The organism is Acinetobacter sp. YH12233 (assembly GCF_013417725.1).
In the GTDB taxonomy this organism is placed as follows: Bacteria; Pseudomonadota; Gammaproteobacteria; order Pseudomonadales; family Moraxellaceae; genus Acinetobacter.
Window position 1 is genome coordinate 230,035 of the sequence record NZ_VPDK01000001.1, and the last position, 26,108, is coordinate 256,142.

At 41.6% G+C, this 26,108-nt stretch carries 20 protein-coding genes, 1 tRNA gene and 1 pseudogene; 8 read left to right on the top strand and 14 right to left on the bottom strand.

The genetic code is table 11. The annotated features are described in order from the left end of the window. Positions 1–33: 33 nt before the first annotated feature. Positions 34–1,179 (top strand): annotated as a pseudogene (locus FTV12_RS01245) (flotillin domain-containing protein); the annotation flags it as partial. Positions 1,180–1,280: 101 nt separating this feature from the next. On the opposite strand, the gene sucD reads toward FTV12_RS01245, so the two are convergent. The 9 genes from sucD to sdhC form a co-directional block, all read right to left on the bottom strand. Continuing rightward, complete coding sequence (gene sucD, locus FTV12_RS01250; protein ID WP_004782969.1) at positions 1,281–2,171, bottom strand: succinate--CoA ligase subunit alpha; 891 nt, start codon at positions 2,169–2,171, stop codon at positions 1,281–1,283. A gap of 11 nt (positions 2,172–2,182) precedes the next feature. Then, positions 2,183–3,349 carry an ADP-forming succinate--CoA ligase subunit beta gene (gene sucC, locus FTV12_RS01255; RefSeq protein ID WP_004782971.1) on the bottom strand — a complete coding sequence of 389 codons (1,167 nt, stop codon included), beginning with the start codon at positions 3,347–3,349 and terminating at the stop codon, positions 2,183–2,185. A gap of 184 nt (positions 3,350–3,533) precedes the next feature. Then, complete coding sequence (gene lpdA, locus FTV12_RS01260; RefSeq protein WP_004782973.1) at positions 3,534–4,967, bottom strand: dihydrolipoyl dehydrogenase; 1,434 nt, start codon at positions 4,965–4,967, stop codon at positions 3,534–3,536. Between the two features lie 60 nt (positions 4,968–5,027). Beyond that, on the bottom strand, positions 5,028–6,248 hold the full coding sequence (odhB, locus tag FTV12_RS01265) for a 2-oxoglutarate dehydrogenase complex dihydrolipoyllysine-residue succinyltransferase (RefSeq protein WP_005234619.1): 1,221 nt from the start codon (positions 6,246–6,248) through the stop codon (positions 5,028–5,030). A gap of 18 nt (positions 6,249–6,266) precedes the next feature. Further along, positions 6,267–9,089, bottom strand: coding sequence for a 2-oxoglutarate dehydrogenase E1 component (locus FTV12_RS01270; RefSeq protein WP_005234618.1), 2,823 nt, complete (start codon positions 9,087–9,089; stop codon positions 6,267–6,269). A gap of 822 nt (positions 9,090–9,911) precedes the next feature. Next, complete coding sequence (locus FTV12_RS01275) at positions 9,912–10,622, bottom strand: succinate dehydrogenase iron-sulfur subunit (protein ID WP_004782977.1); 711 nt, start codon at positions 10,620–10,622, stop codon at positions 9,912–9,914. 14 nt (positions 10,623–10,636) lie between these two features. Then, the gene (locus FTV12_RS01280) at positions 10,637–12,535 is read right to left on the bottom strand and encodes an FAD-binding protein (RefSeq protein ID WP_004782979.1); all 1,899 of its coding nucleotides are present in this window, start codon (positions 12,533–12,535) and stop codon (positions 10,637–10,639) included. Between the two features lie 12 nt (positions 12,536–12,547). Continuing rightward, positions 12,548–12,913, bottom strand: coding sequence for a succinate dehydrogenase, hydrophobic membrane anchor protein (sdhD, locus tag FTV12_RS01285; RefSeq protein ID WP_004782980.1), 366 nt, complete (start codon positions 12,911–12,913; stop codon positions 12,548–12,550). Continuing rightward, positions 12,913–13,311: a succinate dehydrogenase, cytochrome b556 subunit gene (gene sdhC / locus FTV12_RS01290; protein WP_034705238.1), complete on the bottom strand. Its 399-nt coding sequence runs from the start codon at positions 13,309–13,311 to the stop codon at positions 12,913–12,915. The genes sdhD and sdhC overlap by 1 nt, the downstream gene beginning before the upstream one ends. 1,004 nt (positions 13,312–14,315) lie before the next feature. Here sdhC and gltA point away from each other — a divergent pair. The 3 genes from gltA (at position 14,316) to FTV12_RS01305 (ending at position 18,263) form a co-directional block, all read left to right on the top strand. Beyond that, positions 14,316–15,590, top strand: a complete 1,275-nt coding sequence (gltA, locus tag FTV12_RS01295; protein ID WP_004782984.1) for a citrate synthase — start codon at positions 14,316–14,318, stop codon at positions 15,588–15,590. A 169-nt stretch (positions 15,591–15,759) separates the two neighbouring features. Beyond that, positions 15,760–16,263 (top strand): hypothetical protein, encoded by a 504-nt coding sequence (locus tag FTV12_RS01300; RefSeq protein WP_179992114.1) that lies wholly within the window; start codon positions 15,760–15,762, stop codon positions 16,261–16,263. Between the two features lie 374 nt (positions 16,264–16,637). After that, complete coding sequence (locus FTV12_RS01305) at positions 16,638–18,263, top strand: NAD+ synthase (RefSeq protein ID WP_159122816.1); 1,626 nt, start codon at positions 16,638–16,640, stop codon at positions 18,261–18,263. Between the two features lie 204 nt (positions 18,264–18,467). Here FTV12_RS01305 and FTV12_RS01310 read toward each other — a convergent pair. Next, a tRNA-Met gene (locus FTV12_RS01310) sits at positions 18,468–18,544 on the bottom strand. 431 nt (positions 18,545–18,975) lie between these two features. Between FTV12_RS01310 and FTV12_RS01315 the strand changes: the two genes are divergently transcribed. Further along, positions 18,976–19,284 (top strand): hypothetical protein, encoded by a 309-nt coding sequence (locus FTV12_RS01315; protein ID WP_180014674.1) that lies wholly within the window; start codon positions 18,976–18,978, stop codon positions 19,282–19,284. Between the two features lie 417 nt (positions 19,285–19,701). Further along, positions 19,702–20,142, top strand: coding sequence for a universal stress protein (locus FTV12_RS01320; RefSeq protein ID WP_180033436.1), 441 nt, complete (start codon positions 19,702–19,704; stop codon positions 20,140–20,142). Positions 20,143–20,181: 39 nt separating this feature from the next. On the opposite strand, the gene FTV12_RS01325 is transcribed toward FTV12_RS01320, so the two are convergent. Next, positions 20,182–20,478 (bottom strand): MGMT family protein, encoded by a 297-nt coding sequence (locus FTV12_RS01325; protein WP_180016887.1) that lies wholly within the window; start codon positions 20,476–20,478, stop codon positions 20,182–20,184. Between the two features lie 65 nt (positions 20,479–20,543). Further along, entirely contained in the window at positions 20,544–22,043 is a 1,500-nt protein-coding gene (locus FTV12_RS01330) for a sodium:proton antiporter (RefSeq protein WP_180033437.1), read from the bottom strand. Between the two features lie 218 nt (positions 22,044–22,261). Here FTV12_RS01330 and FTV12_RS01335 point away from each other — a divergent pair, with 218 nt between their 5' ends. Further along, positions 22,262–22,816: a hypothetical protein gene (locus FTV12_RS01335; RefSeq protein WP_180033438.1), complete on the top strand. Its 555-nt coding sequence runs from the start codon at positions 22,262–22,264 to the stop codon at positions 22,814–22,816. A gap of 49 nt (positions 22,817–22,865) precedes the next feature. Here FTV12_RS01335 and FTV12_RS01340 read toward each other — a convergent pair whose 3' ends face one another. Continuing rightward, a complete protein-coding gene (locus tag FTV12_RS01340) occupies positions 22,866–23,768 on the bottom strand; it encodes a neutral zinc metallopeptidase (protein ID WP_179992117.1) in 903 nt (300 codons plus the stop codon). Positions 23,769–23,816: 48 nt separating this feature from the next. Continuing rightward, on the bottom strand, positions 23,817–24,743 hold the full coding sequence (locus FTV12_RS01345) for a DUF808 domain-containing protein (RefSeq protein ID WP_180002271.1): 927 nt from the start codon (positions 24,741–24,743) through the stop codon (positions 23,817–23,819). Between the two features lie 190 nt (positions 24,744–24,933). Here FTV12_RS01345 and trpS point away from each other — a divergent pair, with 190 nt between their 5' ends. Then, entirely contained in the window at positions 24,934–25,947 is a 1,014-nt protein-coding gene (gene trpS / locus FTV12_RS01350; protein WP_005234596.1) for a tryptophan--tRNA ligase, read from the top strand. Positions 25,948–26,108 lie beyond the last annotated feature (161 nt).

The window sequence follows — 26,108 nt, forward strand, 5'->3', positions numbered from 1 at the left end:
TTTCAGTATAGCTTGAAACTCCATATTTACTAGTATAGCTTGCCGCAAAATGCTTTCGATGCCGAAGGTCTGACCAAACTCACTGAAACGATTGAAGATCGTCGCCGTAAGCGTAATCATATTGAACAGGATACAGATCTGGCCATTAAAGCCAAAAATCTGGAAGCCGAGCAAGCACGTCTACAAATTATCCGTGAAGAAGAATATGCCAAGCTGCAACAGGAACGTGAAATTTCGATTCGCCGCGCTGAACAGTTAGCTGAAATTGCAGCTCAGGAAGCTGCAAAAAAACGTGAAGCGGAAGAAGCTCGTATTGCTGCTGAACGTGAAGTAGAACTGAAACGCATTTTGGCGGCTCGTGATGTTGAAAATGAAAACATTCAGAAAGCCCAGCTTATTCAAAAAGCCCAAGTTGAACAGAAGAAAACGATTGAACTGGCTGAACAGGATCGTGCAATTGCGATTGCAGAAAAATCACGTGCTGAATCTGAAGCCAAAGCTTTAGCTGATCAGGCACGTGCTCAAGCGGTTAAAGCGGAAGAAGAAGTCGTTACCGTCCGTCAGATCCAGCAAGCTGAACGTCAAAAAGCGGTTGAACTGGTTGCAGCGAAAGAACAGGCTGAGAAAGATGCAATTGCCATTACCGTTGCAGCTGAAGCTGGCAAACAGGCAGCAGCTGATGATGCAGAAGCGGTTCGTATTGCCGCTGAAGCCGAAGCTGAAAAAGTTCGCCTGAAAGCTAAAGGTGAAGCGGATGCCAAAGTATTACTTGCTCAAGCGATGGAGAAACAGTATCAAGTCGATGCTGAAGGTACTCGCGCAGTGAATGAAGCAAATAATGTACTGTCATCTGAACAGGTGGAAATGCAAATCCGGCTAGCCATGCTGAAATACTTACCTGAAATCATTCGTGAAAGTGTTAAGCCGATGGAAAACATTGATGACATCAAGATTCTGCAAGTGAATGGTTTACATGGCACACATGCGGGCTCTTGTCAGGCAGATGCCCATCATGAAGGTAGCAATGTTGCCCTCTCCGATCAGGTGGTGAATAGTGCTTTGCGTTATCGTAGCCAGGCACCTTTGATTGATAGCCTGATGAATGAATTAGGCATTCAGGGTGGTGACATCAATGGGATGACTCAAAGCCTGAAAGCTAAAGCTGGTATAGATAACTAAATACTCAATTTTCGAATTATCATTTAGTTAGACTTTAATCTCCTTTTGCAGCAATTATAAAAAAGCCCTCAATATTGAGGGCTTTTTATCAGCTTAATAAATTAAGCCAAACCTTTTTCTTTCAAAACCTCAAGCATGGTTGAACCCAATTCTGCAGGACTACGTGTATACGCCATTCCCGCGCGTTCAAAAGCTGCAAACTTCTCTTCAGCAGTTCCTTTACCGCCAGAAATGATGGCACCTGCGTGACCCATACGCTTACCTTTCGGCGCTGTTACACCAGCGATATAACCTACCACCGGCTTGGTCACATGCGACTGGATATACTCAGCTGCTTCTTCTTCCGCAGTACCGCCAATTTCACCAATCATGATAATGGCTTCAGTTTGCGGGTCTTCCTGGAACAGTTTCAAGCAATCAATCTGGTTCATGCCTGGAATCGGATCACCACCGATTCCGATACAGGTTGACTGTCCAAGGCCTAATTTAGTGGTTTGTGCAACCGCTTCATAAGTCAAAGTACCTGAACGTGAGATAATGCCGATCTTACCTGGCTGATGAATATGACCCGGCATAATCCCGATCTTACACTCGCCTGGCGTAATGATACCCGGACAGTTTGGACCGATCAGACGCGTACCATTACCATTGGTTTCCAGATAACGTTTAGCTTTTAGCATATCCAGTGTTGGTACACCTTCAGTAATCACAACAATCAGCTCAATACCTGAGTCAACAGCTTCTACAATAGAATCGAGGACAAAAGGTGCAGGCACATAAATCACAGAAGCATCAGCTTGAGTTTCTTGCACCGCTTCACGCATAGTATTAAATACTGGCAGATCCAGATGTGATTGACCACCTTTACCCGGTGTTACTCCACCAACAACTTTAGTGCCATAGGCAATAGCCTGTTCAGAGTGGAATGTACCGTTCTTGCCTGTAAAGCCTTGGACTAAAACTTTGGTGTCTTTATTAATTAATACGCTCATTGTGATACTCCTTAAGCTTTTACTGCAGCAACAATTTTTTCTGCAGCATCGGCCAAGCCATTTGCAGAAATCAATTTCAAACCAGATTCATCCAGTAACTTGGCACCAAGCTCTGCATTGTTCCCTTCAAGACGAACGACTACAGGTACAGTGACATTTACCTCCTGAACCGCTGCAATAATTGCCTCAGCAATCATGTCACAACGTACAATTCCACCAAAAATATTAATCAAGACACCTTGTACAGAAGAATCTGCCAAGATAATTTTAAATGCTTCGATGACACGCTCTTTGGTTGCACCACCACCTACATCCAGGAAGTTAGCTGGTTGACCACCATAAAGCTTGATAATGTCCATGGTTGCCATCGCAAGACCGGCACCATTGACCATACAACCAATATTACCCTCTAAAGCAACATAATTCAGGTCAAATTCAGATGCTTTCAGCTCACGCTCATTTTCTTGTGATTTATCACGTAAAGCAGCAACTTCAGGCAGACGGTATAGCGCATTTGAATCAATACCGACTTTGGCATCGACACAGAGAATGTCACCATTTTCACGAACAGAGAGTGGGTTAATTTCAAATAAAGCAAAATCATTTTCGACAAAGGCTTGGTAAGCAGCTGTCATGACTTTAACAAATTGATTGATCTGGCTATCTTTTAACTTAAGTGCAAACGCCACTTCACGCGCCTGAAATGGCAATAATCCTACTAAAGGATCAACTTCGACTTTAATGATTTTTTCAGGATTTTCTTCTGCAACTTTTTCAATTTCGACACCACCTTCAGTGGATGCCATGAAAGTAATACGACGGCTAGAACGGTCTACCACTGCACCTAAATAGAGTTCACGCTCGACCGGATAAACATCTTCAGAAACCAAAATACTATTGACTGGTTGACCATTTGCATCGGTTTGATAGGTCACTAAACGTGAACCAATAATCTGATTGGCATATTCAGCTGCTTCTTCAGCCGACTTTACCACTTTTACCCCACCCGCTTTGCCACGACCACCTGCGTGAACCTGCGCTTTTAATACTGCAAACTTCCCACCAAGCTGCTCAAAAGCATGTACTGTTTCTTCAGCATTGGTAGCAAGAATACCTTCTTGTACAGGCATCCCATATTTTTTTAATAACGCTTTTGCTTGATACTCATGTAAATTCATTGATTAACCTTTTACTACTTATTTGACTTTGTTATTACACGTTTTCCCAATATTTCTTGGTTCACATCAATCAATATTGGTATTTTTGGATCTTAGATTTTACTTATCTTTATTTTTAGATGATTATTCATTCAAAAACAACCACCAAATGTAAAAAGAGCGGCCTGAGCCGCTCTTCGAAGAATTACTTACGCTTACGTTGGATCGCGTGGATCGCACGACCATCGACTGCAAGAGCAGCTTCATGTACGACTTCAGAGAATGTTGGGTGACCGAAAGTCATCAACTGTAGATCTTCAACTGAAGAGACAAACTCAAGTGCGATCATACCTTGGTGAACGATATCAGACGCAGCAGGTCCAATCACGTGCATACCAAGTAGACGATCAGTTTTTGCATCAGCAACAAACTTCACGAAACCGGCACCTTCACCAGCAGCCAAAGCACGACCATTTACAGCAAAACCGAATTGACCAGTTTTCACTTCATGACCTTTTTCTTTGGCTTGCTCTTCTGTTAAACCTACCCAAGCCGCTTCCGGGTGAGTGTAGATGACAGAAATGATAGTATCGTAGTTCACTTGAGCAGCATGACCGTGGATACGTTCAACAGCCATTACGCCTTCTTCCATTGCTTTATGTGCAAGCATTGGACCACGTACCAAGTCACCGATTGCGTATACGCCTTCAACAGAAGTTGCACACCAGTCGTTTACCTCAACCAGACCGCGCTCAGTCAGTTTGATACCTGAGTCTTCAGCCAATAGGCCTTCAGCATAAGCACGACGGCCTACACAAACGATCAGCTTATCGAAAGTCTGTTCTTTGTCTTCGCCGCCCTGGCTGTATTTAACAGTCACTTCACGACCGTTAACTTCAGTACCAGAAACTTTTGCACCAATGCGGATATCAAGACCTTGCTTGGTCAGCAGTTTTTGGTAGTCTTTTGCCAATGCTTTGTCAGCCATTGGCAAGAATGCGTCCATTGCTTCAAATACAACAACTTCCGCACCCAGACGACGCCATACTGAACCAAGTTCAAGACCGATTACACCAGCACCGATCACACCAAGACGTTTAGGCACTTCTGGGAATTCAAGCGCACCAGTTGAGTCTACGATCAGGTCTTGATCTACAGGAGCAACTGGAATATTGACTGGTACAGAACCAGATGCAAGGATGACATATTTAGGCTCTAAAACCTGAGTTTCGCCTTCATGCGGTACGAACTCAACTTTTTTACCAGCAAGTAATTTACCAGTACCTTGTAACCATTCTATGCCATTACCTTTAAGTAACTGCGCAACACCACCAGTCAATTGTTCAACGACTTTGTCTTTACGCGCCAGCATTTTAGACAAATCGAAAGCAACTTCACCCGTTGTAATACCGTGGTCATCTAAATGCTTAACAGTATCTTCATAACGGTGAGAAGAATCTAGAAGTGCTTTAGAAGGAATACAACCGACGTTTAAGCAAGTACCACCTAAAGAAGGTTTACCTTTATGAATACGTTTTTCGATACACGCAACTTTAAAACCAAGCTGTGCAGCACGAATTGCAGCTTCGTAGCCACCTGGGCCACCACCGATTACAACTAAATCGAATTGTTGAGACATTATTCTCTCCAAAAATGGGCCTAGAGGATCACCCTAAGCCCATGGATTTATTCTTTAGAATTAAAGATCAAGGATCAGACGAGCTGGTTCTTCTAACAATTCTTTGATTGTTACAAGGAAACCTACAGCTTCTTTACCATCGATTAGACGGTGGTCATAAGAAAGCGCTAGGTACATCATTGGCAAGATTTCAACCTGACCATTCACTGCCATAGGACGTTCCTGGATTTTATGCATACCCAGAATCGCAGTTTGTGGAGTGTTCAAGATTGGAGTTGAAAGCAATGAACCGAAAGTACCACCGTTGGTAATTGTGAAAGTACCACCAGTCATGTCTTCGATTGCAAGTTTACCTTCACGCGCTTTACCAGCATATGCACGGATACCGTTTTCAACTTCAGCATAGTTCATGCGGTCTGTATCACGAAGTACAGGAACCACCAAACCACGATCAGAAGAAACTGCTACACCGATGTCATAGTAACCATGGTAAACAATGTCGTCGCCATCGATAGACGCATTCACTGCTGGATAGCGTTTCAGTGCTTCAGTCGCAGCTTTAACGAAGAATGACATGAAGCCTAGACGAGCACCATGACGTTTTTCAAACGCTTCTTTGTACTGGTTACGCATTTCCATGATTGGTTTCATGTTAACTTCGTTGAACGTAGTCAACATTGCTGTTTCTTGAGTTGCAGCAAGCAGACGTTCAGCAACACGTTTACGCAGACGAGTCATTGGAACGCGTTTTTCAATACGTTCGCCAACCGCAACGCTTAACGGTGCAGCAGCAGGCGCTGCAGGTTTAGACTGATGGTTCGCAACATCTTCTTTAGTAATGCGACCGCCACGACCTGTACCAGATACGTCAGCAGCATTGATACCAGATTCAGTCAATGCTTTACGTACTGCTGGAGCTTGGTCTTGAACCTGTTGACGCTCAACGATCGGTGCATTACCCGCTTCAGTTTTTGCAGCAGCTTGCTCTACTGATGCTTCAGTTTCAGATTGAACTGCTTGAGTTTGAGTTGCGCCAGATACGGCACCCTCTTCAAACTGTGCAATCACTTCAGCAGAAAGCACTGTATCGCCTTCATTTTTAACGATTGATGCAATTGTACCGTCTGCAGGAGCAACAACTTCTAAAACAACTTTATCAGTTTCAATATCACAGATCACTTCATCACGTGATACTGCTTCACCTGGTTGTTTGTGCCAAGTTGCGATCGTACCGTCCGCAACTGACTCTGGAAATACCGGTGCTTTAATTTCGGTTGCCATTATTTAGAATCTCCTGGATTATTCAGCATCGATCGCTAGAGCGTCGTTAACGAGCTGAGCTTGTTGTTTTGCATGCAAGTATGGTGAACCACACGCCGGTGCAGCTGAAGCTTCACGGCCTGCGTAACTAATACGGATTTGTTTGCCCGCTTTCATCACATCGTCATATAAACGAGGCGCGATGAACAACCAAGCACCTTGGTTTTTCGGTTCTTCTTGTGCCCAAACCAGTTCTTTCACGTTTGGATACTGAGCAAGAACTTCTGCAAGACGTGCTTCTGGGTACGGATACAATTGTTCAATACGTACAATTGCAGTGTTGTTCAATTCTTTTTCACGACGTTTTTCAACCAGATCGTAGTAAACCTTACCACCACACAGTACTAGACGAGTTACGTCTGCTTTGTTGATGTTATCTACTTCGTCGATCACAGTCTGGAATGTACCGTTAGCCAGTTCTTCCAGGTTAGACACAGCCAACTTGTGACGAAGCAATGATTTAGGTGACATGATGATCATTGGTTTACGGATCGGGCGGATTGCCTGACGACGTAACGCGTGGAAGATCTGTGCAGGTGTAGTTGGAGTCATCACTTGCATGTTGTCTTCAGCACATAGTTGCAAGAAACGTTCCAGACGTGCAGATGAGTGCTCAGGACCTTGGCCTTCGAAACCGTGTGGCAGAAGCATAGTCAGACCACATACACGTTCCCATTTGGTTTCACCAGATGAGATGAACTGGTCGATCACCACCTGTGCACAGTTTGCAAAGTCACCGAACTGAGCTTCCCAGATGATCAGGCTCTTAGGAAGAGTAGTCGCGTAACCGTATTCAAATGCCAGTACTGCCATTTCAGACAATAAAGAGTCATAGATCGCAACACGCGGTTGGTTCTCTTTGATATGGCAAAGTGGAATATAAGTTGAGCCATCTACCTGGTTATGCAGTTTTGCATGACGGTGTGAGAATGTACCACGACCCACGTCTTCACCAGTTAAACGAACCAGATAACCATCATCTAGCAGTGATGCATAGGCTAGAGTTTCAGCAGCACCCCAGTTCAGCGGCATTTCACCAGTTTGCATTTTCAAACGGTCGTCAATTACTTTAGATACCTGACGCTGCATCACGAAGCCTTCTGGAAGCTCACGCATTTTGCGGCCAAGCTCTTTAAGACGTTCTAGATCGCAAGTAGTATCCCACTCGTCTGTGTATTCATGACCCAGGTACGGTGTCCAGTCTACAAACATTTTTTTGTTCGGTTCTAGAACCAGTGCATTGGCAACATGTTTACCTGCTTCAAGATCAGAACGGTATTGTTCAACCATTTGATCTGCAGTAGCACGATCAAGTACACCTTCTTGAACCAGTTTGTCAGCATAAAGCGTACGAGTTGTCGCTTTTTTGTTGATCACTTGGTACATCATTGGCTGAGTTGCAGCTGGTTCGTCCGCTTCGTTATGACCACGACGACGGTAACAGAACATGTCGATCACAACGTCTTTACGGAAAGTATGACGGAAATCGTGGGCAAGCTGAGCAACAAACAACACAGCTTCAGGATCATCACCATTTACATGGAAGATCGGCGCCTGAATCATTTTCGCGATATCAGTACAGTATTCTGTAGAACGCGCATCACGTGGATCAGATGTGGTGAAACCAACCTGGTTGTTCACTACGATATGAACTGTACCACCTACTGTGTAACCACGAGTCTGTGACATCTGGAAGGTTTCTTGGTTTACGCCCTGACCTGCAAATGCAGCATCACCGTGAACAATGACTGGCAATACGTCATCACCGCCAATGTCTTTACGACGGACTTGACGTGCACGTACAGAACCTTCAACTACAGGTCCAACGATTTCAAGGTGAGATGGGTTAAACGCCAATGCCAAGTGAACTTCACCACCTGGAGTCATCACGTTAGAAGAGAAACCTTGGTGATACTTAACGTCACCAGAACCTTTCTTGTGTAGTGATTTGCCTTCGAACTCACCGAACAGGTCAGCCGGGTTTTTACCCATGATGTTAACCAGAAGGTTCAGACGACCACGGTGTGGCATACCGATTACGACTTCTTTACAGCCTACAGAACCGGCACGCTGGATCAATTCATTCACCATAGGAATGAAAGACTCACCGCCTTCAACACCAAAACGTTTTGCACCCACGAATTTATTACCGAGGTATTTTTCCAGACCTTCAGCCGCAGTTAAACGTTCAAGAACATGTTTTTTCTGATCAGCACTCAGGCCATATTGACCACGTGCGCTTTCAAGACGTTGCTGGATCCAGCGTTTTTCTTTGGTATCCACGATGTGCATGTATTCAGCACCGATAGAGCTACAGTAAGTCGCTTCCATCGCTTGGACCATTTCGCCCAAAGTCGCTGCTTCCTTACCAATCGCAAGGTTACCGGTATTGAATATAGTGTCCAGATCAGACTGAGTTAAACCGTGCGCAGAAAGATCAAGATCTGGCACAACTTCGCGTTTAGCCAGACCTAATGGATCCAATTTTGCTTTTTGGTGGCCACGGTTACGGTACGCAGCAATCAGCTGTAAAACGCCAATTTGACGACGTTCATGCTCTGAACTTACTGTCGATTGGATAACAGGCTGAATACGGCTTGAATTGCGACCTAAAAGTAGGAATTGCTCACGTACATTACTGTGTGGTTGATCACCTTTTGGGAATTTATCGAAGTACGCTCTCCAGTCAGCACCCACTGAGTCTGGAGCAGTGAGGTACTGCTCATAAAGTTCTTCAATATACGCTGCACTATCAGCGGAAAGTTCAGTGTCAAGACGCAGAGCGTCAGCAACTTCTTGCATTTGTGGACCCATTTCCTATTGCAAAAACATTTTCAGGATGCTTTTTAAGCAAAACCCAGGATTAGTAATGTCAAATTGATAATTCAACATTAGTCCCCCATAAGGCATAAGCCATGAGGCGTTATCACCACACCAAGAAAATTCTTGATATGTTTAATGAACAATAACGCCCCTCAGCGGCATCATCACTCATTGAATACCCGATCGTGACCGAGCAATTTTTTGCAAATCGACTTAGAAAAAACAAAGATTTAAACTATATTTTTTCTAAAGCGACTTTGACTTACATTTATATACTATTCTCAACCTCTTCCGTGTTTAAAAAATGTACATCGGCCCACACATTTTTTAAATATAGTCTTGTGCTAAATGCTATCACGATCTCGACTAATCAATTGATTTTTTTGACGAGGAACGCATGTTTTTTAGTCAAATACTTCTATCAGAAATTACTCTAACATAGGGAGCTTTAAATGAAAAACACATTCAGCGTAGACCAAAGTCCTACATCTTTTTGATAAACAAAAAGAGAGTAAATCTTCCAATCCACTCCCTTTGCAACTTTGCGTTATATAATAACATTATTGAAAACCTTTTTCAGTCCAGAATTACATCTAAAAATCATAAATACCTCAAACAACATCATAATAGTGCATAAATCCGACCAAAATGTTCTGCAATGATTCATCACCCGATTTGATCATATGAGATACAGCACCAATAACAGCAGTTTTCACGACCACTGTTCGTTTATGGAGCCCTATAAAGCAAAAAGCACACCAAGTGGTGTGCTTTTTGAAAAACTGTTTATTGCAGTCTAAATTAGCCAGCCATATCTAGAAGCATGTTACGGATGTGGCCGATTGCTTTAGTAGGGTTCAAGCCTTTAGGACATACAGATACACAGTTCATGATACCTTTACAACGGAACAGAGAGAACGGATCGTCAAGACGAGCCAGACGCTCTTGAGTACCTGTATCACGCGAATCGATGATGAAACGGTATGCATTCAATAATGCTGAAGGACCCAAGAACTTGTCTGGGTTCCACCAGAATGATGGGCATGAAGTTGAACAACATGCACAAAGAATACATTCATACAGACCATTCAAGTGTTCACGTTCTTCAGGAGACTGCAGACGCTCTTTAGGAGGTGCAGGCTGGTTGTTGATCAAGAACGGATGAATCTTGTTGTACTGATCGTAGAACTGGTTCATGTCAACTACAAGATCTTTGATTACTGGAAGACCAGGTAGTGGACGAATCGTGATTTCATTTGGTAAATCGTTCAGGTTCCAAAGACACGCCAAACCGTTTTTACCGTTGATGTTCACACCATCAGAACCACAGATCCCTTCACGGCATGAACGACGGAATGTCAAAGATTCGTCCTGTACTTTTAATGCAAGAAGCGCATCAAGCAACATACGGTGCTTATCAGTCAGTTCAAGCTTAAAAGTTTGCATATACGGTGCTTTATCCTTATCAGGATCGTAGCGGTAGATATGAAATGTACGAGTACCTCTACTCATCTTTAATCTCCTGATTAGAATGTACGTGGTTTCGGTGGAATTGCATCAACCGAAAGTGGTTTGTAACGCACTGGCTTGTACTCAAGACGGTTATCAGCAGAGAACCACAAGGTGTGTTTCATCCACTCGTCGTCACGACGGCCATATGGATACTCTGGGTGATCTGGTGGTAATTCGAAATCTACCACAGTGTGAGCACCACGACATTCTTTACGTGCAGCAGCTGAAATCAAGGTCGCTTTAGCAACTTCATACAGGTTTTCAACTTCTAGAGCTTCAATACGTGCAGTATTGAATACTTTAGATTTGTCTTTCAAGTGAATGTTGCGAACACGCGGCTCAATTGCAAGAATTTGTTTTACACCTTCTTCAAGCAGCGCAGTTGTACGGAATACACCCGCGTGGTCTTGAACGATGTCACGGATTGCATCAGCAACTTCTTGAGCATTCTCACCAGTTGTTGATTCATCGAGCTTACGAACACGCTTAATTGTGTTTTCAAGCACAGTTGTAGGAAGCGGTTCATACTCATCACCGTGGTGTTTAGTCACGTAGTCGATGATGTGCTGGCCAGCAGCCTTACCAAATACAACCAAATCAAGCAGTGAGTTTGTACCTAAACGGTTTGCACCGTGTACAGATACACATGAACATTCACCGATCGCATAGAAGCCTTTCACTGGTTTCGTGAAGTTGCGACCTTCTTGGTTAGTAGAATAGGTATCAGTATTCTTGTCGTAGTTCGTTACTAGAGCTTCAGATTCTGGAGACTCAGGAACAACTACCTGACCATGAATATTTGTAGGAATACCACCCATTTGGTAATGGATTGTAGGTACTACAGGAATTGGCTCTTTAGTAATGTCAACGTTCGCGAATTTCTTACCAATCTCGAATACAGATGGCAGACGTTTCATGATGGTGTCAGCACCCAAGTGAGTCATATCAAGAAGGATATAATCACCTTTAGGACCACAACCACGACCTTCTTTGATTTCCTGGTCCATAGAACGTGATACGAAGTCACGAGGAGCCAAGTCTTTCAGAGTCGGTGCATAACGTTCCATGAACGGTTCGCCGTCTTTATTACGAAGGATTGCACCTTCACCACGACAACCTTCAGTCAACAGTACGCCTGCGCCCGCAACACCTGTAGGGTGGAATTGCCAGAATTCCATATCTTGTAATGGAATACCTGCACGAGCTGCCATACCAAGACCGTCACCAGTATTGATATAAGCATTAGTAGATGCACGGTAAACACGACCAGCACCACCTGTAGCGAATAATGTAGCTTTCGCCTGGAATACAGCAATTTTACCAGTTTCCTGATCGATTGCTGTCACACCCAGTACATCACCAGCTTCGTTACGGATCAGGTCAAGCGCGATCCATTCAACGAAGAACTGAGTACCCATTTTCACGTTGCTTTGATAAAGCGTATGAAGAAGAGCGTGACCTGTACGGTCGGCTGCAGCACATGCACGTGGAACTGCTTTTTCACCGTAGTTTGCAGAGTGGCCACCAAATGGACGTTGATAAATCGTACCATCTGCGTTACGGTCAAATGGCATACCTAAATGTTCTAATTCGTATACCACTTGCGGTGCTTCGCGAGTCATGAACTCGATCGCGTCTTGGTCACCTAACCAGTCAGAACCTTTAACTGTGTCGTAGAAGTGGTAGTGCCAGTTATCTTCTTGCATGTTACCAAGAGATGCACCGATACCACCCTGCGCTGCTACAGTGTGAGAACGTGTTGGGAATACTTTAGTCAGTACCGCAACTTTCAAACCTGCTTGAGCAAGTTGGTAAGAAGCGCGCATACCAGAACCACCACCACCAACGATAACTGCATCGAAAGTTTCGTGTGGAATATTTGTGTAATCTTCTTTAGGGGTTATAGCGCCCATGATTGTTTCCTATCAATTCGCCCAAAAAATCTGGATTGCCCAGATCGCATATGCAAATACAGCAATAATCACTGCTGAAGTCAGTACAAGGCGTAAACCTGATGCTGATGGACCCATTTGACGAGTAGTCACATAGTCAGTGAATACCTGCCACATACCGATCCATGCATGCGCAACAAGAGATAAGACTGCCAACAAAGACATGATCTTCATTGGAACTGTCATCATAAAGCCGTACCATTGCTCGTAGTTGAAGCCACCATTCAGTAGGATCCAACCAAACACCACAACGGTATAAACAGCTAGAACTACAGCACTGATGCGTTGGACAAACCAATCACGAGAACCTGAACCTGTTAAACCAGTAGCACTTTTCATTAGAGTACGATCCATACAAATGCTGCAACAATACCGATTGCAGACAAGATTAATGAAATAGTAGCTGCAGTACGACCGCTTTGCAGTTCTTCTGCAACGCCGATATCTGCAAGTAAGTGCTTAATACCAGTGAACAAATGATAAATTAAGCCGGCTACAAATACCCATACGATAAAGCGGACAAAGAAACCGTTAAAGATTTCCTGCACTTCAGCAAAACCTTCTGCTGAAGACAATGATTTATCCAACAGCCACAAAAGGACCGGTACGAGTAAAAATACGATGACACCTGAAAGACGGTGTAGAATTGATGCAATAGCCACGGGTGATTTTAAGTTTACTTCTAAAACTTGACCCATGGACAAATTGACAGGTCTGTTGCTTTTCACAGCGGGCATCCTGTAGTTAAAAACTCCATCCGGAGTTTGTTGGAATTAATTCGAAGGAAAGCTGGCATTATCAGGCAAATACATGCCTAAACATAAAACGACACTGAATTATAAAACGTGAACTATTAAAATACAAACAACTGTATTTGGCTTTTTGAACAAAAAACCTTTAAATAAGAATCATTAACAATAACTTTAAGTTCTCCCCCACTTACTTTATCTTCATATTCTCATTCTAGATATTTGTTTTTTAATAATTAACTTGATTAATTTAGTCTGTTATCTAGCCAAGCTTCGACTAAGTAGATTTAGACTAAAGATGAACAGCAAAAATATAATTTCGATCCTAAGTCCTTATTAATCCCAAGTAAAATCATAAGGATATATTTCACAAATAAATAATGACTATTTATATAAAGGCATCTCAATTTAGAATTTTTATACTAAAACCTACTTATCTCTTTGTAGATCATAGTTTTTTTGATGTTTTTAGACATTTTATATTCAAAAAAACACTTATTTATTTTTGTTTAAGTTGTATTAAACAAAGTGAAGCAAATTTACGAGCTATTTTTTAGCCGATTAAACAGAGCCAAAAAGAAAATTTATTGCTTTTATTTATAATTCAAGTTTGAAGTAAAAACTTAAGGAAATCGATGTAAGTTACGAGATTTATATAATTTTAAGTTGCAGTCTTAGAATATTTTCTCAATTTCTCCTTTATTTTTTGCTAGGAAAAAACGCTTACAAATACGGCAAAGACTATATTTTTTTCTGCACCTTCTGTTCAATTTGACTTATTATAGAGGTTTGGTACTGTGATTTTATTAAACTTTTTATACCAAGATAAATGACTAAACCACTGTGAGAATGTCATTTTTCATCCATAAGTATAATTGACAAAATTTCAGTAGCCACTAATCTTATAGCAAATTTTTGATCCGTCCGTTTTGTGCATTAAAAGATTGATAGGCAACTCGGATATACATTCACCAGGACAGGAGATCTATTGAATGTCTGAAGCAACTGGCAAGAAAGCCGTTTTACAGCTTGATGGCAAAGAAATTGAATTACCAATTTACAGCGGCACATTGGGCCCAGATGTAATCGACGTTAAAGATGTGTTGGCTGCAGGTCACTTTACTTTTGATCCTGGTTTTATGGCAACAGCTGCATGCGAGTCTAAAATCACTTTCATCGATGGTAATAAAGGTGTTCTTTTACACCGTGGCTACCCAATTGACCAGTTAGCAACTAAAGCTGATTACCTAGAAACTTGCTACTTACTTCTTAATGGCGAGCTTCCAACAGCTGAGCAAAAAGAAGAATTCGACGCTAAAGTTCGTAACCACACTATGGTTCACGATCAAGTAAGCCGCTTCTATAACGGTTTCCGTCGTGATGCTCACCCTATGGCAATCATGGTTGGTGTTGTTGGTGCGTTGTCTGCGTTCTATCACAACAATCTGGACATCGAAGATGTTAACCATCGTGAAATCACTGCGATTCGTTTAATCGCTAAGATTCCTACTTTGGCAGCTTGGAGCTACAAATACACTGTTGGTCAACCATTCGTTTACCCACGTAACGATTTGACTTACGCTGAAAACTTCCTGTACATGATGTTTGCAACTCCTGCAGACCGTGACTACAAAGTAGATCCAATCCTTGCGAAAGCAATGGACCGTATCTTCACGCTTCACGCTGACCACGAACAAAATGCTTCTACGTCTACAGTACGTTTAGCTGGTTCTACTGGCGCTAACCCATATGCATGTATCGCTGCTGGTATCTCTGCACTTTGGGGTCCTGCTCACGGTGGTGCGAACGAAGCTGTTCTTAAGATGCTTGATGAAATCGGCACTGTAGAAAACGTTGCTGGCTTCATGGAAAAAGTGAAAACTAAAGAAGTTAAACTCATGGGCTTCGGTCACCGTGTGTACAAAAACTTCGATCCACGTGCGAAAGTAATGAAAGAAACTTGTGACGAAGTTCTTGGTGCTCTTGGCATCAACGATCCACAGCTTGCTCTTGCTATGGAACTTGAACGTATCGCGCTTTCTGACGAATACTTCATCAAACGTAACCTTTACCCTAACGTAGACTTCTACTCAGGTATCATCCTTAAAGCGATTGGTATCCCAACAGAAATGTTTACTGTGATCTTCGCGCTTGCACGTACAGTTGGTTGGATCAGCCACTGGTTAGAAATGCACAGCGGTCCTTACAAGATCGGTCGTCCTCGTCAGCTTTACACTGGTGAAGTTCAACGCGACATCAACCGTTAATTCGGTTAGCGTTGAAAGACGTAAAAACCACCCTTCTGGGTGGTTTTTTTATGACTGACAAAAACCAACACAACCAAGATGTGAAAAACTTAAAATAGTAAACCTGAAGAATTTTCAATTTCTACAAATTTCTAGAAATTACTCTTATATCGTTAAGGATTGAGTTTTAATGCTGTTTTACCTGCTTCCCTTCATCCTGAGAATGATTCGTTTTGATCAGTTTAAAAGCCGGAACTTAACTTCAGGGGAAATCAAGCTTTGCCAGCAAGTCTTTGCTGACCTGATTGACTATTCAGCAGTCCGTGTCATGAATCACCCTTTCCTGCCTTGGCAATCCAAGCATGTGATTATGGCACCAAGTGGTTATATTCACGTCCGCAACTTGAATTATCGGGACGATTATTCTAAAGAAAGCCGTTCTTATCAGGCGCTTTTCATTCATGAAATGGCGCATATTTATCAATATCAGCAGAATATTAATGTGTTGTTTAAGGGCGCTTTTTTACAAGCCGCTTATTTTTTAAGTATGGGAAAATATAATCCTTACAAATATCAATTTAATCCCAACAAATCCTTTTTAGACTATAACATTGAACAACAGGGAGATATTGCACGCGATATTTTTCTAAAAAAAATTCCCAATATTATTTTAAAAAATCAGATAAGCAGATGATATTGAATATTTTTCACTCAAGTATTCTGTTGATTTCTATTTTTGAAAAATAAACACATTTAAATCTATTTGAGTATTTTTGTGAATTTACCAGAATAAAAAAGCACCATAATAAGTCATTTCTGATCATAACTTTGTGTATCTGTTTCAATTCTCTTGAAACAGCTCTAGCATCTGCCTCAAATTTCGATAAAATAAGCCAAGTATGATATTTTTAGCTCGCAAATCAAGATTTAATGATCATGCGGTCATGACTTTTTTTAATTTTGGCCATTTGGCATTTTGTTCGTATCAAACTGCACTCAGCTGGATAATTAGAATTTTAAAAATCAGTGATTTAGTGTACTCACCTATAGGAATAGGACTTAATTGGAATGAAAAGTTTTAAAATTGCGATTGCTCAATTCTCTCCACATGTGGGCAATTTAGATGCAAATACGCAGACAATGATAGATTTGGCAAATCAGGCCAAAAAAGATAATGCTGATCTTATTATTTTCCCTGAACTTTCAACTTTAGGTTATCCGGCTGAAGATTTATTAATTCGTCCAAGTCTGGCTAAACGTACAAAACTGGCGTTTGAGAAACTGACTGAAGTAAAAGATATCGTCATGGTCTTTGGTTTTGTCAATCAAACCGAAGATGGTGAACGCTATAACTCAGCCGCCGTTATGAAAGATGGCGAAGTTTTAGGGGTTTATAATAAACAGACATTGCCAAACTATGGTGTATTTGATGAGAAACGCTATTTTGGTGAAGGGCATCAGCATCTGGTCTTCGAATATCTGGGACACAAGTTTGGTGTTCTGATCTGTGAGGATGTCTGGTCATTGTCTACGGTTCAACAGCTGGCTCAACTAAATATTGATACTGCGCTGGTTCTGAATGCTTCCCCATACGAAGTTGGCAAACCGCAACACCGTATCGATACCATGGCCGCGCTGGTCAAACAGTTGAATATCAATCTGGTGTACTGTAACCAGGTAGGTGGCCAAGATGATCTCATCTTTGACGGCACCAGCTTTGTCCTAAATAAATCAGGCGAAGTGGCTCTGCAAGCGCCTAGTTTTGAAAAAGGCTTGTATATCGCTGAATACGATGCAGAAAAATTAGAGTTCAGCAAAGGCACGATTACTCCAGCGCTGGAAACCATGGCTGAGATATATCAAAGTCTGGTGATGGCAACTCGTGACTATGTACAACGTTCAGGTTTCCCAGGTGTAATTCTGGGTCTGTCTGGTGGTATTGACTCTGCCTTGACTCTTGCCATCGCAGCAGATGCGATTGGCCCTGATAAAGTCCAAGCAGTGATGATGCCTTATACCTATACTGCTCAGATCAGTGTAGAAGATGCTACTGAACAGGCAAAAACCATGGGTGTAACTTTCGGTATTGCCGAGATTAACCCGATTGTAAGTGGCTTCTTGCAAACCCTGTATCCATTCTTTGGCAATGCCCCTGTAGATGCCACTGAAGAAAACCTGCAAGCACGTGCACGCGGTACGCTATTAATGGCGCTGTCTAACAAGTTCGGCAATCTGGTTCTGGCAACCGGTAATAAATCTGAACTTGCCGTTGGTTACTGCACACTATATGGCGATATGGTCGGTGGTTTTGCGGTATTAAAAGATGTTTATAAAACCATTGTGTTTGAACTTGCGAAATACCGTAACAGCATCGCAGAAACTCCTGTGATTCCTGAGCGTGTCATTACTCGCCCACCATCAGCAGAACTTCGTCCAGATCAGGTCGATCAGGATTCATTACCGGCTTATGAAGTACTTGATGCGATTCTTTATGCTTATATTGAAGAAGATCTGAGCCAGGATGACATCATTGCCAAAGGCTTTGAAGCTGAAGTTGTGAAAAAAGTGATTCGTCTGGTGGATATTAACGAATACAAACGTCGTCAGGGTGCGATTGGTCCACGTATTAGCTCGCGTTCTTATGGTCGTGAACGTCGCTATCCGATCGTTAATGGTTGGAAAGCAGGTATCTAAGTTTTAACTAAACCAGATCAGCCATAATGCCCAAGTAAATGCTTGGGCATTTTTTTATCTTTAAGCAATAAATAGAGTTAAGAAATTAAAAGAAGATTCAAAAATTTAAACAGACAGATATTTAGAAGAACTTTCTCTTAATTTTTTATTGATATTTTTATGGCACAAAAAAAGAGACCAAGCTGAGAGCTTGGTCTTTAAAAATGGTGGCTATGACGGGACTTGAACCTGTGACCCCCGCATTATGAGTGCGGTGCTCTAACCAACTGAGCTACATAGCCGTAAACTGTGTGCGCATTATCGTAATTTCAGGTTGTATCGTCAAGCATTTTAAACCACAAATGTTCAGTCTTTATGCAAATTAATCATAAACTCTTAAACTTTGTACAAATCATGATTTAATTCGAAATCCCATAACAGAATCTACAAAAATTGGTACCAACTTTTAAAGCCAATTCTAAATCGAAGTCGTATCATATAATATTTAATTTTAAGAATAACTTGCTGAAGAAACAAAATAAAAAGTGAATCTAGGACCTTTTCCTATCGCTATAATACTTTTCCAAATATGGCCAATAGTATCTCTGGATTAAAGCAAAACTGAAGATGATGAAATTCAAAATATACCTAAGCCTGCCCCCTATTGAGTTTTATAAGTTTAGCCAATGCAACTGTTATTCATCCAAGCAGCAGATTTTCAGGATGTGATGATGTGAAAAGTCTGGCTCAAGAAGTCATGCTCTTTAGGCTGAAAGGTGCACCACAGAAATGGATGATTCAGCAAATGAAACAGCACTACGGTACAGCGAATGATCTCCATGCTCTGATTGGTATAAAACTTACTGAAAAAGCGTTTAAATATGAAATACCCCAAGATCAGTCTGGACGTTCCGCCTTAATTAAAAACTTTGCAATTGATCACTATAATGAATGTGAGAAATCCATTACAGATCGTGCTCAATTTAAAAAAGAAAATAACGGTATTAACCCACCCTTGGAAAGGGAAGTTTTAGAACACTAAAATTATGCTGATAGAAGGTTACTATTAGAAATAGCAGTCTATCTTTATGCAGTTTGATAGATTTTTCATTATTAAAATCTCAATTTTAAACCTGTTCCTATAGTTTTATATAACAGGGATTTTTTGAATCTAAAATTACAGGTAATAACGCAGTATTAAAATCAGATGGCTTTTTTAAGTTAGTTCATTAATATTCTAAAATCATATTATTTTAATCTCAAAATATAAATATAAATCAAAAACTTAGAAAATATACCAACCATTAAAAATTATTGCTTTGTTAAACATAATACTGAGGTATTTACTTGGTTTTATTTTTATAAAATACGCGTTATGATCAAAGTATAAACAACAATTCGTATACGATTTTAACGCGTCATATTTTTATAAAACTTATTTCCGATAAGGAGAATTCTAATGGCATTTGAACATATTTTAGTACCTGTTGACGGTTCAGAAACTTCCTACGCTGCAGTCGATAAAGCCGTCGAAATTGCCAAAGCATTTAACAGTAAAGTGACAGTGGTTCAGGTGCTGGCACTTGATCCCTATATCGCTGCTGAATACATTACAGCAGCTCAAACCAATGACCTGGTTGAACGTGCCCGTACTGCAATTCTGAAGACACTTGATGAAGCAAAAGCGAAATTTGCTGCGGCAGGTATTGATGCAGAGACCCAGCTACTCGAAGGTCAGGTGATTTATAGTGAAATTGTCAAAGCAGCAGAATCCTTGAATACTGATCTGATTGTGATTGGCTCACATGGCCGTACTGGCTTCAAGAAACTGTTCCTGGGTAGTGTTGCGCAAAGCATCTTGGGACAGGCCACTGTTCCTGTAATGGTCATCCGTAAGTAATAAAAAAATCCCCACTTCAATCAAGTGGGGATTTCTCTTTCAAACAAATCCATCCCATTGATACTGCTTTAAGCTGACCCGATTTCCAACACATAGAATTCCTTCTGCGCCTAACTTTTGCTGTTGAATATTATGTCCATATTCATCCAGTTTATTGAGACTGATCTTACCTTGAGCGTTCAGGACACGATGCCAAGGCAAATCGGTTTCTGTATCAAGCTGACTTAAAACCTTACCTACCAGACGTGCATGTTTAGGCAAGCCAGCCAGCTTAGCGATCTGTCCATAGGTCGCTACCTTCGCATAAGGAATCTGGCTGACCACACTCAGAATCATTTGTGCCATTTCCTGGCTTGCACTTGATGTCATAGGCTTTCAATCTTGATAGAAAATTCTAAAAATTAGAAATTCTCCGGATTCTCTAAACGTTTTACTTCCTGTACTTTGTCAGGATGATGCACCGTTGCTACTCCATCTGCATCTTTCTTATCAATCAGCATTTCAGGCTGGAAGATGGTGATGGTTTCATTTCCATTTGCATCCTCCCCTACAATATACTGAAAACCGCGACGATTCATCTTGTGGCACATCCGCTGATACCAGCCCTTAAAACCTTGAGTTTCTTCATTCGGGTTGTAATAGAAAGCATTCATTACTGCTGGCAAACCTAGACCACAAACTACTCCGGAAAGAAGCACCACAATAAAAGTATATCCAATCAGAATACTGCTATACGCTTCCAGTTGCGGAATATTGGCCACTGCCAGAATCAGGGCTAAGGAAATCCCGCCACGTACACCGCCCCAAGACAGAATGGTTAAACTGCCGTTATAACTTTTTTTACGCATTCTAGGGAATAATGCAAAAGACAGATGGTTGGCCAGGAAGCGTGCCAAATGCAGAATTATGAAAGCGACAATCCCGCCTAGAACCAGACTGGTGCTTAGATCAATAATGAACAGTTCCAGACCGATCAAGGTGAACAGGAAGGAATTGATAATTCCCTCTACCGTATGCCAGAAATGGTTTACATCACCGATATCTGCATCAGCCAGAATTTCTTTCCATTTATTCCCGACAATCAAACCTCCAATTACACAGGCAATTGGTGCAGAAGCATGCGCCAATAAAGCAACCAGATATGAACCACAAGCCAACAGTGCAGTAGTTAATATCAGTGATTCCATTTCATGTTTACCGCGCAGAATACGTAAAATCGCCAGACCAAAACCGATCCCGATCAAGACTGCCACGACAATTTCATAAAGCAATGTTTGCAGGACGGCGAGTACGGTAAAGTTTTCACCTTGCAGTACATTCAGTAAAGTCATAAATAATGCAATACACATCGCATCATTAAACAGCGACTCACCTTCCAGTTTCACGATCAAATGATGGGGTGCGCGTACCGAACTGAGTACACCTTTAATCCCAATGGGATCCGTTGCTCCGAGCGCAGCACCGAGTAATAGCAGGACTAATATATCGACATGGCTGCCAATCAGAAACTGATAACCGTACAGCGCAATACCAAAGAAAACTGCACAGAAAACCAATGCCAGACTGGCCAGAATACCAATCGGCCGCCAGTGATTGCGTAAATCTGAAACCTTAAACTTCAATGCGGATGAAGTCAGAATGAAACAGATCACCCCATTAATCAGGAAGTCATAAAAATCGACATGGCGCACTGCTTTCTCAATATTATCAATATTGATGCTAAAAAATGGATTACCCTGTAACAGGCTGGCGCACCATTGCAGGATAAATACAAAAATAGCGGAAACAATCGGCACACCAATGGCTTGAGGAAAACTTAGAACACGTTTGTTGAACATGGTAGTGGCAATTGACAGAGCAAAGACCACCGTCAACAGTTGTAAAAAAAAGAAACTTCCCATTAGGTTTCCTAAGATTTGGCAATTTGCAGCCGTGAGCTGAAAGATTTACTTGAAATATAAATTTAAAAAAACAGTATATTTTATCGGATCAAGTTTAGTCCCATTTTTTTTCGAATTAAGTTAAGTTTCTTTTCAATATTCACAACTGATGATTTAACATACAGTCTTAAAGCACTTTATTGCTCATCTCTCTTCTTTCTATTTAGAAATTTTCTCCTATGCATCAAACTGTCAAAACCATATTCCGTCTATGTCTCGCTGCTGTCATTTTTCTGGTCACACTCTCCTTGATGTTTACCTGTGTTGCCAAAGTTCAGGAAATTCTGAAAGCAGATCAATATTATCAGCAAGCCGTGAGCATTCCTTTAAAAAGCAGTGCCAAAGCACAATATGTACTGGTGTCTAATAATCAACGTCCAGACAATGCGCTGTTTATCCTGATTGCGGGAAATGGTTATGCAGCAAAAATCAGCTGTGAGCATTATGCGGCCCTATGTACTGATGACTATAATCAGTCACATACCCGGCAGATTCAAAATGTTAATTTAGTAAAAGTGAGAAATTATTTTTATATTGAAAATATTCAGTTCCAAGATAGTCGAACTGGTCAGATCACTAAACTTAGCTATTCCAAAAATGAATTGAAGCAATTTTATAATAATGACATCAGCAATTTAAAATATATTCTCTTTGCGATTTCGCTATTTGCCTTGGCTGCCTTATTTGTCAGTATCAAGATTTTGAAAAACTTCCGTCGTTTTCTGGAAAAATAACTATTCAATCATTAGGGGAGCATTTGCTCCCCTTTTTTGATTTTTAGTTTTAGATATTTTGATTAAAAGTATCACAAGCAGACATCTGACCTGATTTCAGGCCGGTATTAAACCATTTTACCCGCTGTGCACTGGTACCATGCGTAAAGCTGTCTGGTACGACATGGCCTTGTGCCTTTTTCTGCAGATAGTCATCACCGATCTTGTGTGCCGCATCCATGGCTTCCTGCACATCACCCTGCTCCAGGAACTGCGTACGCTCATGGTTATGATAAGCCCATACCCCAGCCAGACAATCCGCCTGTAGTTCTTGACGTACAGAAAGCTGATTACCCTGTGCTTGAGTAGCTTGTTGACGTGCCTGCTGTACCTGTGAAGAAATACCTAGAATGGTCTGGATATGATGACCCACCTCATGCGCTACCACATAGGCTTGAGCAAAATCACCAGCCTGATCATTGCGAGATAACTCGGTTGAGTTCTGTTCCCCGCTAATTCCCATCTGAGTACGCATATCTTTAAAGAATGCCGTATCAATATAAACTTTCTGGTCTGCCGGACAGTAGAAAGGTCCCATGGCCGATTGCGCTGTACCACAACCAGAATTTACCACACCACTAAATAGAACCAGTTTAGGCGGAGTATATTGCTGGTTCAGCTGCTGCTGAAATACTTGAGACCAAGTATCTTCTGTATCGGCAAGCACAGTTCCTACAAAATCGATCGCTTCTTGCTGTTCTGGCGTTGGATTTTCCAGACCCCGTGTTTCTGCACTAGAAACCCCTTGCGTGACCTGCTTGGTGGTTTGATAGGCTTGCTGTGGATCAACGCCAAAAAACTTCCAGGCCACGAAAGCAATAATCAACCCGAGAATACTGATTCCACCGGCTTTGGCACCACCACCACGACGGTCTTCTACATTGCTACTAACACGACGTCCTTTCCAGCGCATAGTGAGATTCCTTATAGTTTAAAGTCAGCTTATTTTAACGGGCCTGATTTATGCCTGCTTTGATTTCGATCTGATTTTTTGAATAAAGCCAATCAAGATAAATACGATTAACCCTGCCACAAAACCAATCACCAGATTAATCAGTGTAGGCGTAACAGCCCCTACGATACTGCCCAGACTAGGCATATGCTCTACATACTCAACCGAATCTTCAGTGAAATGATGAAACCATGGAATGGTATGAGCAATAATCCCGCCACCGACCAGGAACATTGCAATCGTACCTACAATCGTCAGGGTTTTCATCAATTTAGGAGCAAAAGCCAGCAATCCACGGCCTATACTTTGCTTGAAGCTGGATGCCTGTTTAGTCAGGTACAAACCTAGATCATCAATTTTAACAATCATGGCAACGAAGCCGTACACCCCGACTGTCATTAATATGGCAATTCCTGCCAGTACGATGACCTTGGTGGTAAAAGCTGCGGCTGCCACGGTGCCCAAAGAAATCACTACAATTTCCGCAGACAGAATGAAATCAGTTCGGATCGCACCCTTAATTTTCTCTTTTTCAAATGTGGCTAAATCAGTTTCGATCGTAGTGAATTCAGCCTCAGCGTCTTCTTCAGTCTTGGCTTTCTTATGCTTTAAGCTATGCAGGACTTTTTCTACGCCTTCATAACAGAGAAATAAACCACCAATCATGAGTAAAGGATTGATTAACCAGGGCGCAACCACACTAATAAGTAAAGCCAAAGGAACAAGAATCAGCTTATTAATAAAAGAACCTTTCGCTACTCCCCACACCACAGGAAGTTCACGTTCTGCCCGTACACCGCTGACTTGCTGGGCATTTAACGCCAAATCATCCCCCAAGACACCTGCCGTCTTTTTTGCAGCCATCTTGCTCATCACGGCAACATCGTCTAAAACAGTCGCAATATCATCCAATAATATTAATAAGCTGCTCGCCATTTTTGTTATCCTTATCATCTTTAGACATATTTTAATGAAAATATTTAAAAAATATTGTATTCACTTGTTTAATTAATAAGATTTTTTTACTACGGCTTTTTTTCTGGCTGACATTCAAAAACAGAATGCCGTACAATGTGGCCATTCGTTAAAATATTGATGTAGTACAGACTACTTTTTGGAATAGATAATGAGTAATCAAGATAATCGTCCAGTAATCTTGACTGGCGACCGTCCTACCGGACAGCTTCACCTTGGCCATTTTGTCGGTTCATTACGCTCTCGCGTAGGTTTACAAGATTCTCACCATCAACATTTGTTACTCGCTGATGCTCAAGCCCTGACAGATAATGCAGACAACTTTGAAAAAGTACGTCGCAATATTATTGAAGTAGCAACAGATTATCTGGCTGTCGGTATTGATCCAACCAAAACTACTATCTGTGTTCAGTCTTGCCTGCCAGCCTTAAACGAACTGACTATGCTCTATCTGAACTTTGTGACAGTTTCACGTCTAGAGCGCAACCCGACCATTAAATCAGAAATTCAGATGCGTGGTTTTGAGCGTGATATTCCTGCAGGTTTCTTATGCTATCCAGTGGCTCAAGCAGCAGATATCACAGCCTTTAAAGCAACTGTAGTTCCGGTGGGCGAAGACCAGATTCCAATGATCGAACAGACCAATGAGATTGTACGTCGCCTTAACCGTCAGATTGGCCGTGAATTACTGCCTGAATGTAAAGCGCTGCTTTCTAATGTGGGACGCTTACCAGGTTTTGACGGTAAAGCGAAAATGTCTAAATCATTAGGTAATACTATTGTTCTAGATGCCTCTGACAAAGACATCAAAAAAGCTGTCAATGCGATGTATACCGATCCGAATCACCTTCGCATCGAAGATCCAGGCCAGGTTGAAGGCAATGTGGTATTTACTTACCTGGATGCATTCGACACCAATAAAGAAGAACTGGAAGAACTGAAAGCACATTATCGCCGTGGTGGTTTAGGTGATGGTACGGTGAAAAAACGTCTGGAAGGTATTCTGAAAGAGCTGATCGGTCCGATTCGTGAACGTCGTATGGAACTGGCCAAAGACCCGGATTACATTATGGATATTTTGAAAACGGGTACAGATAAATGCCGTGATATTACACAGGCCACTTTAGATGAAGTGAAAACAGGCTTAGGTGTTTTCCATTTCTAAGCTAGACAATATTTAAAAGAAGCCCTTCATAAAGGTAATGCCAGTCAGTTAAGCAAATATTAGTAAAATGTAGTAAAAATGAGTGTATGTAAATACGCTCATTTTTTTATGACTTTATCTGAAAATTTAGATTGCACCCTTCAACATTCTTTACCTTCACT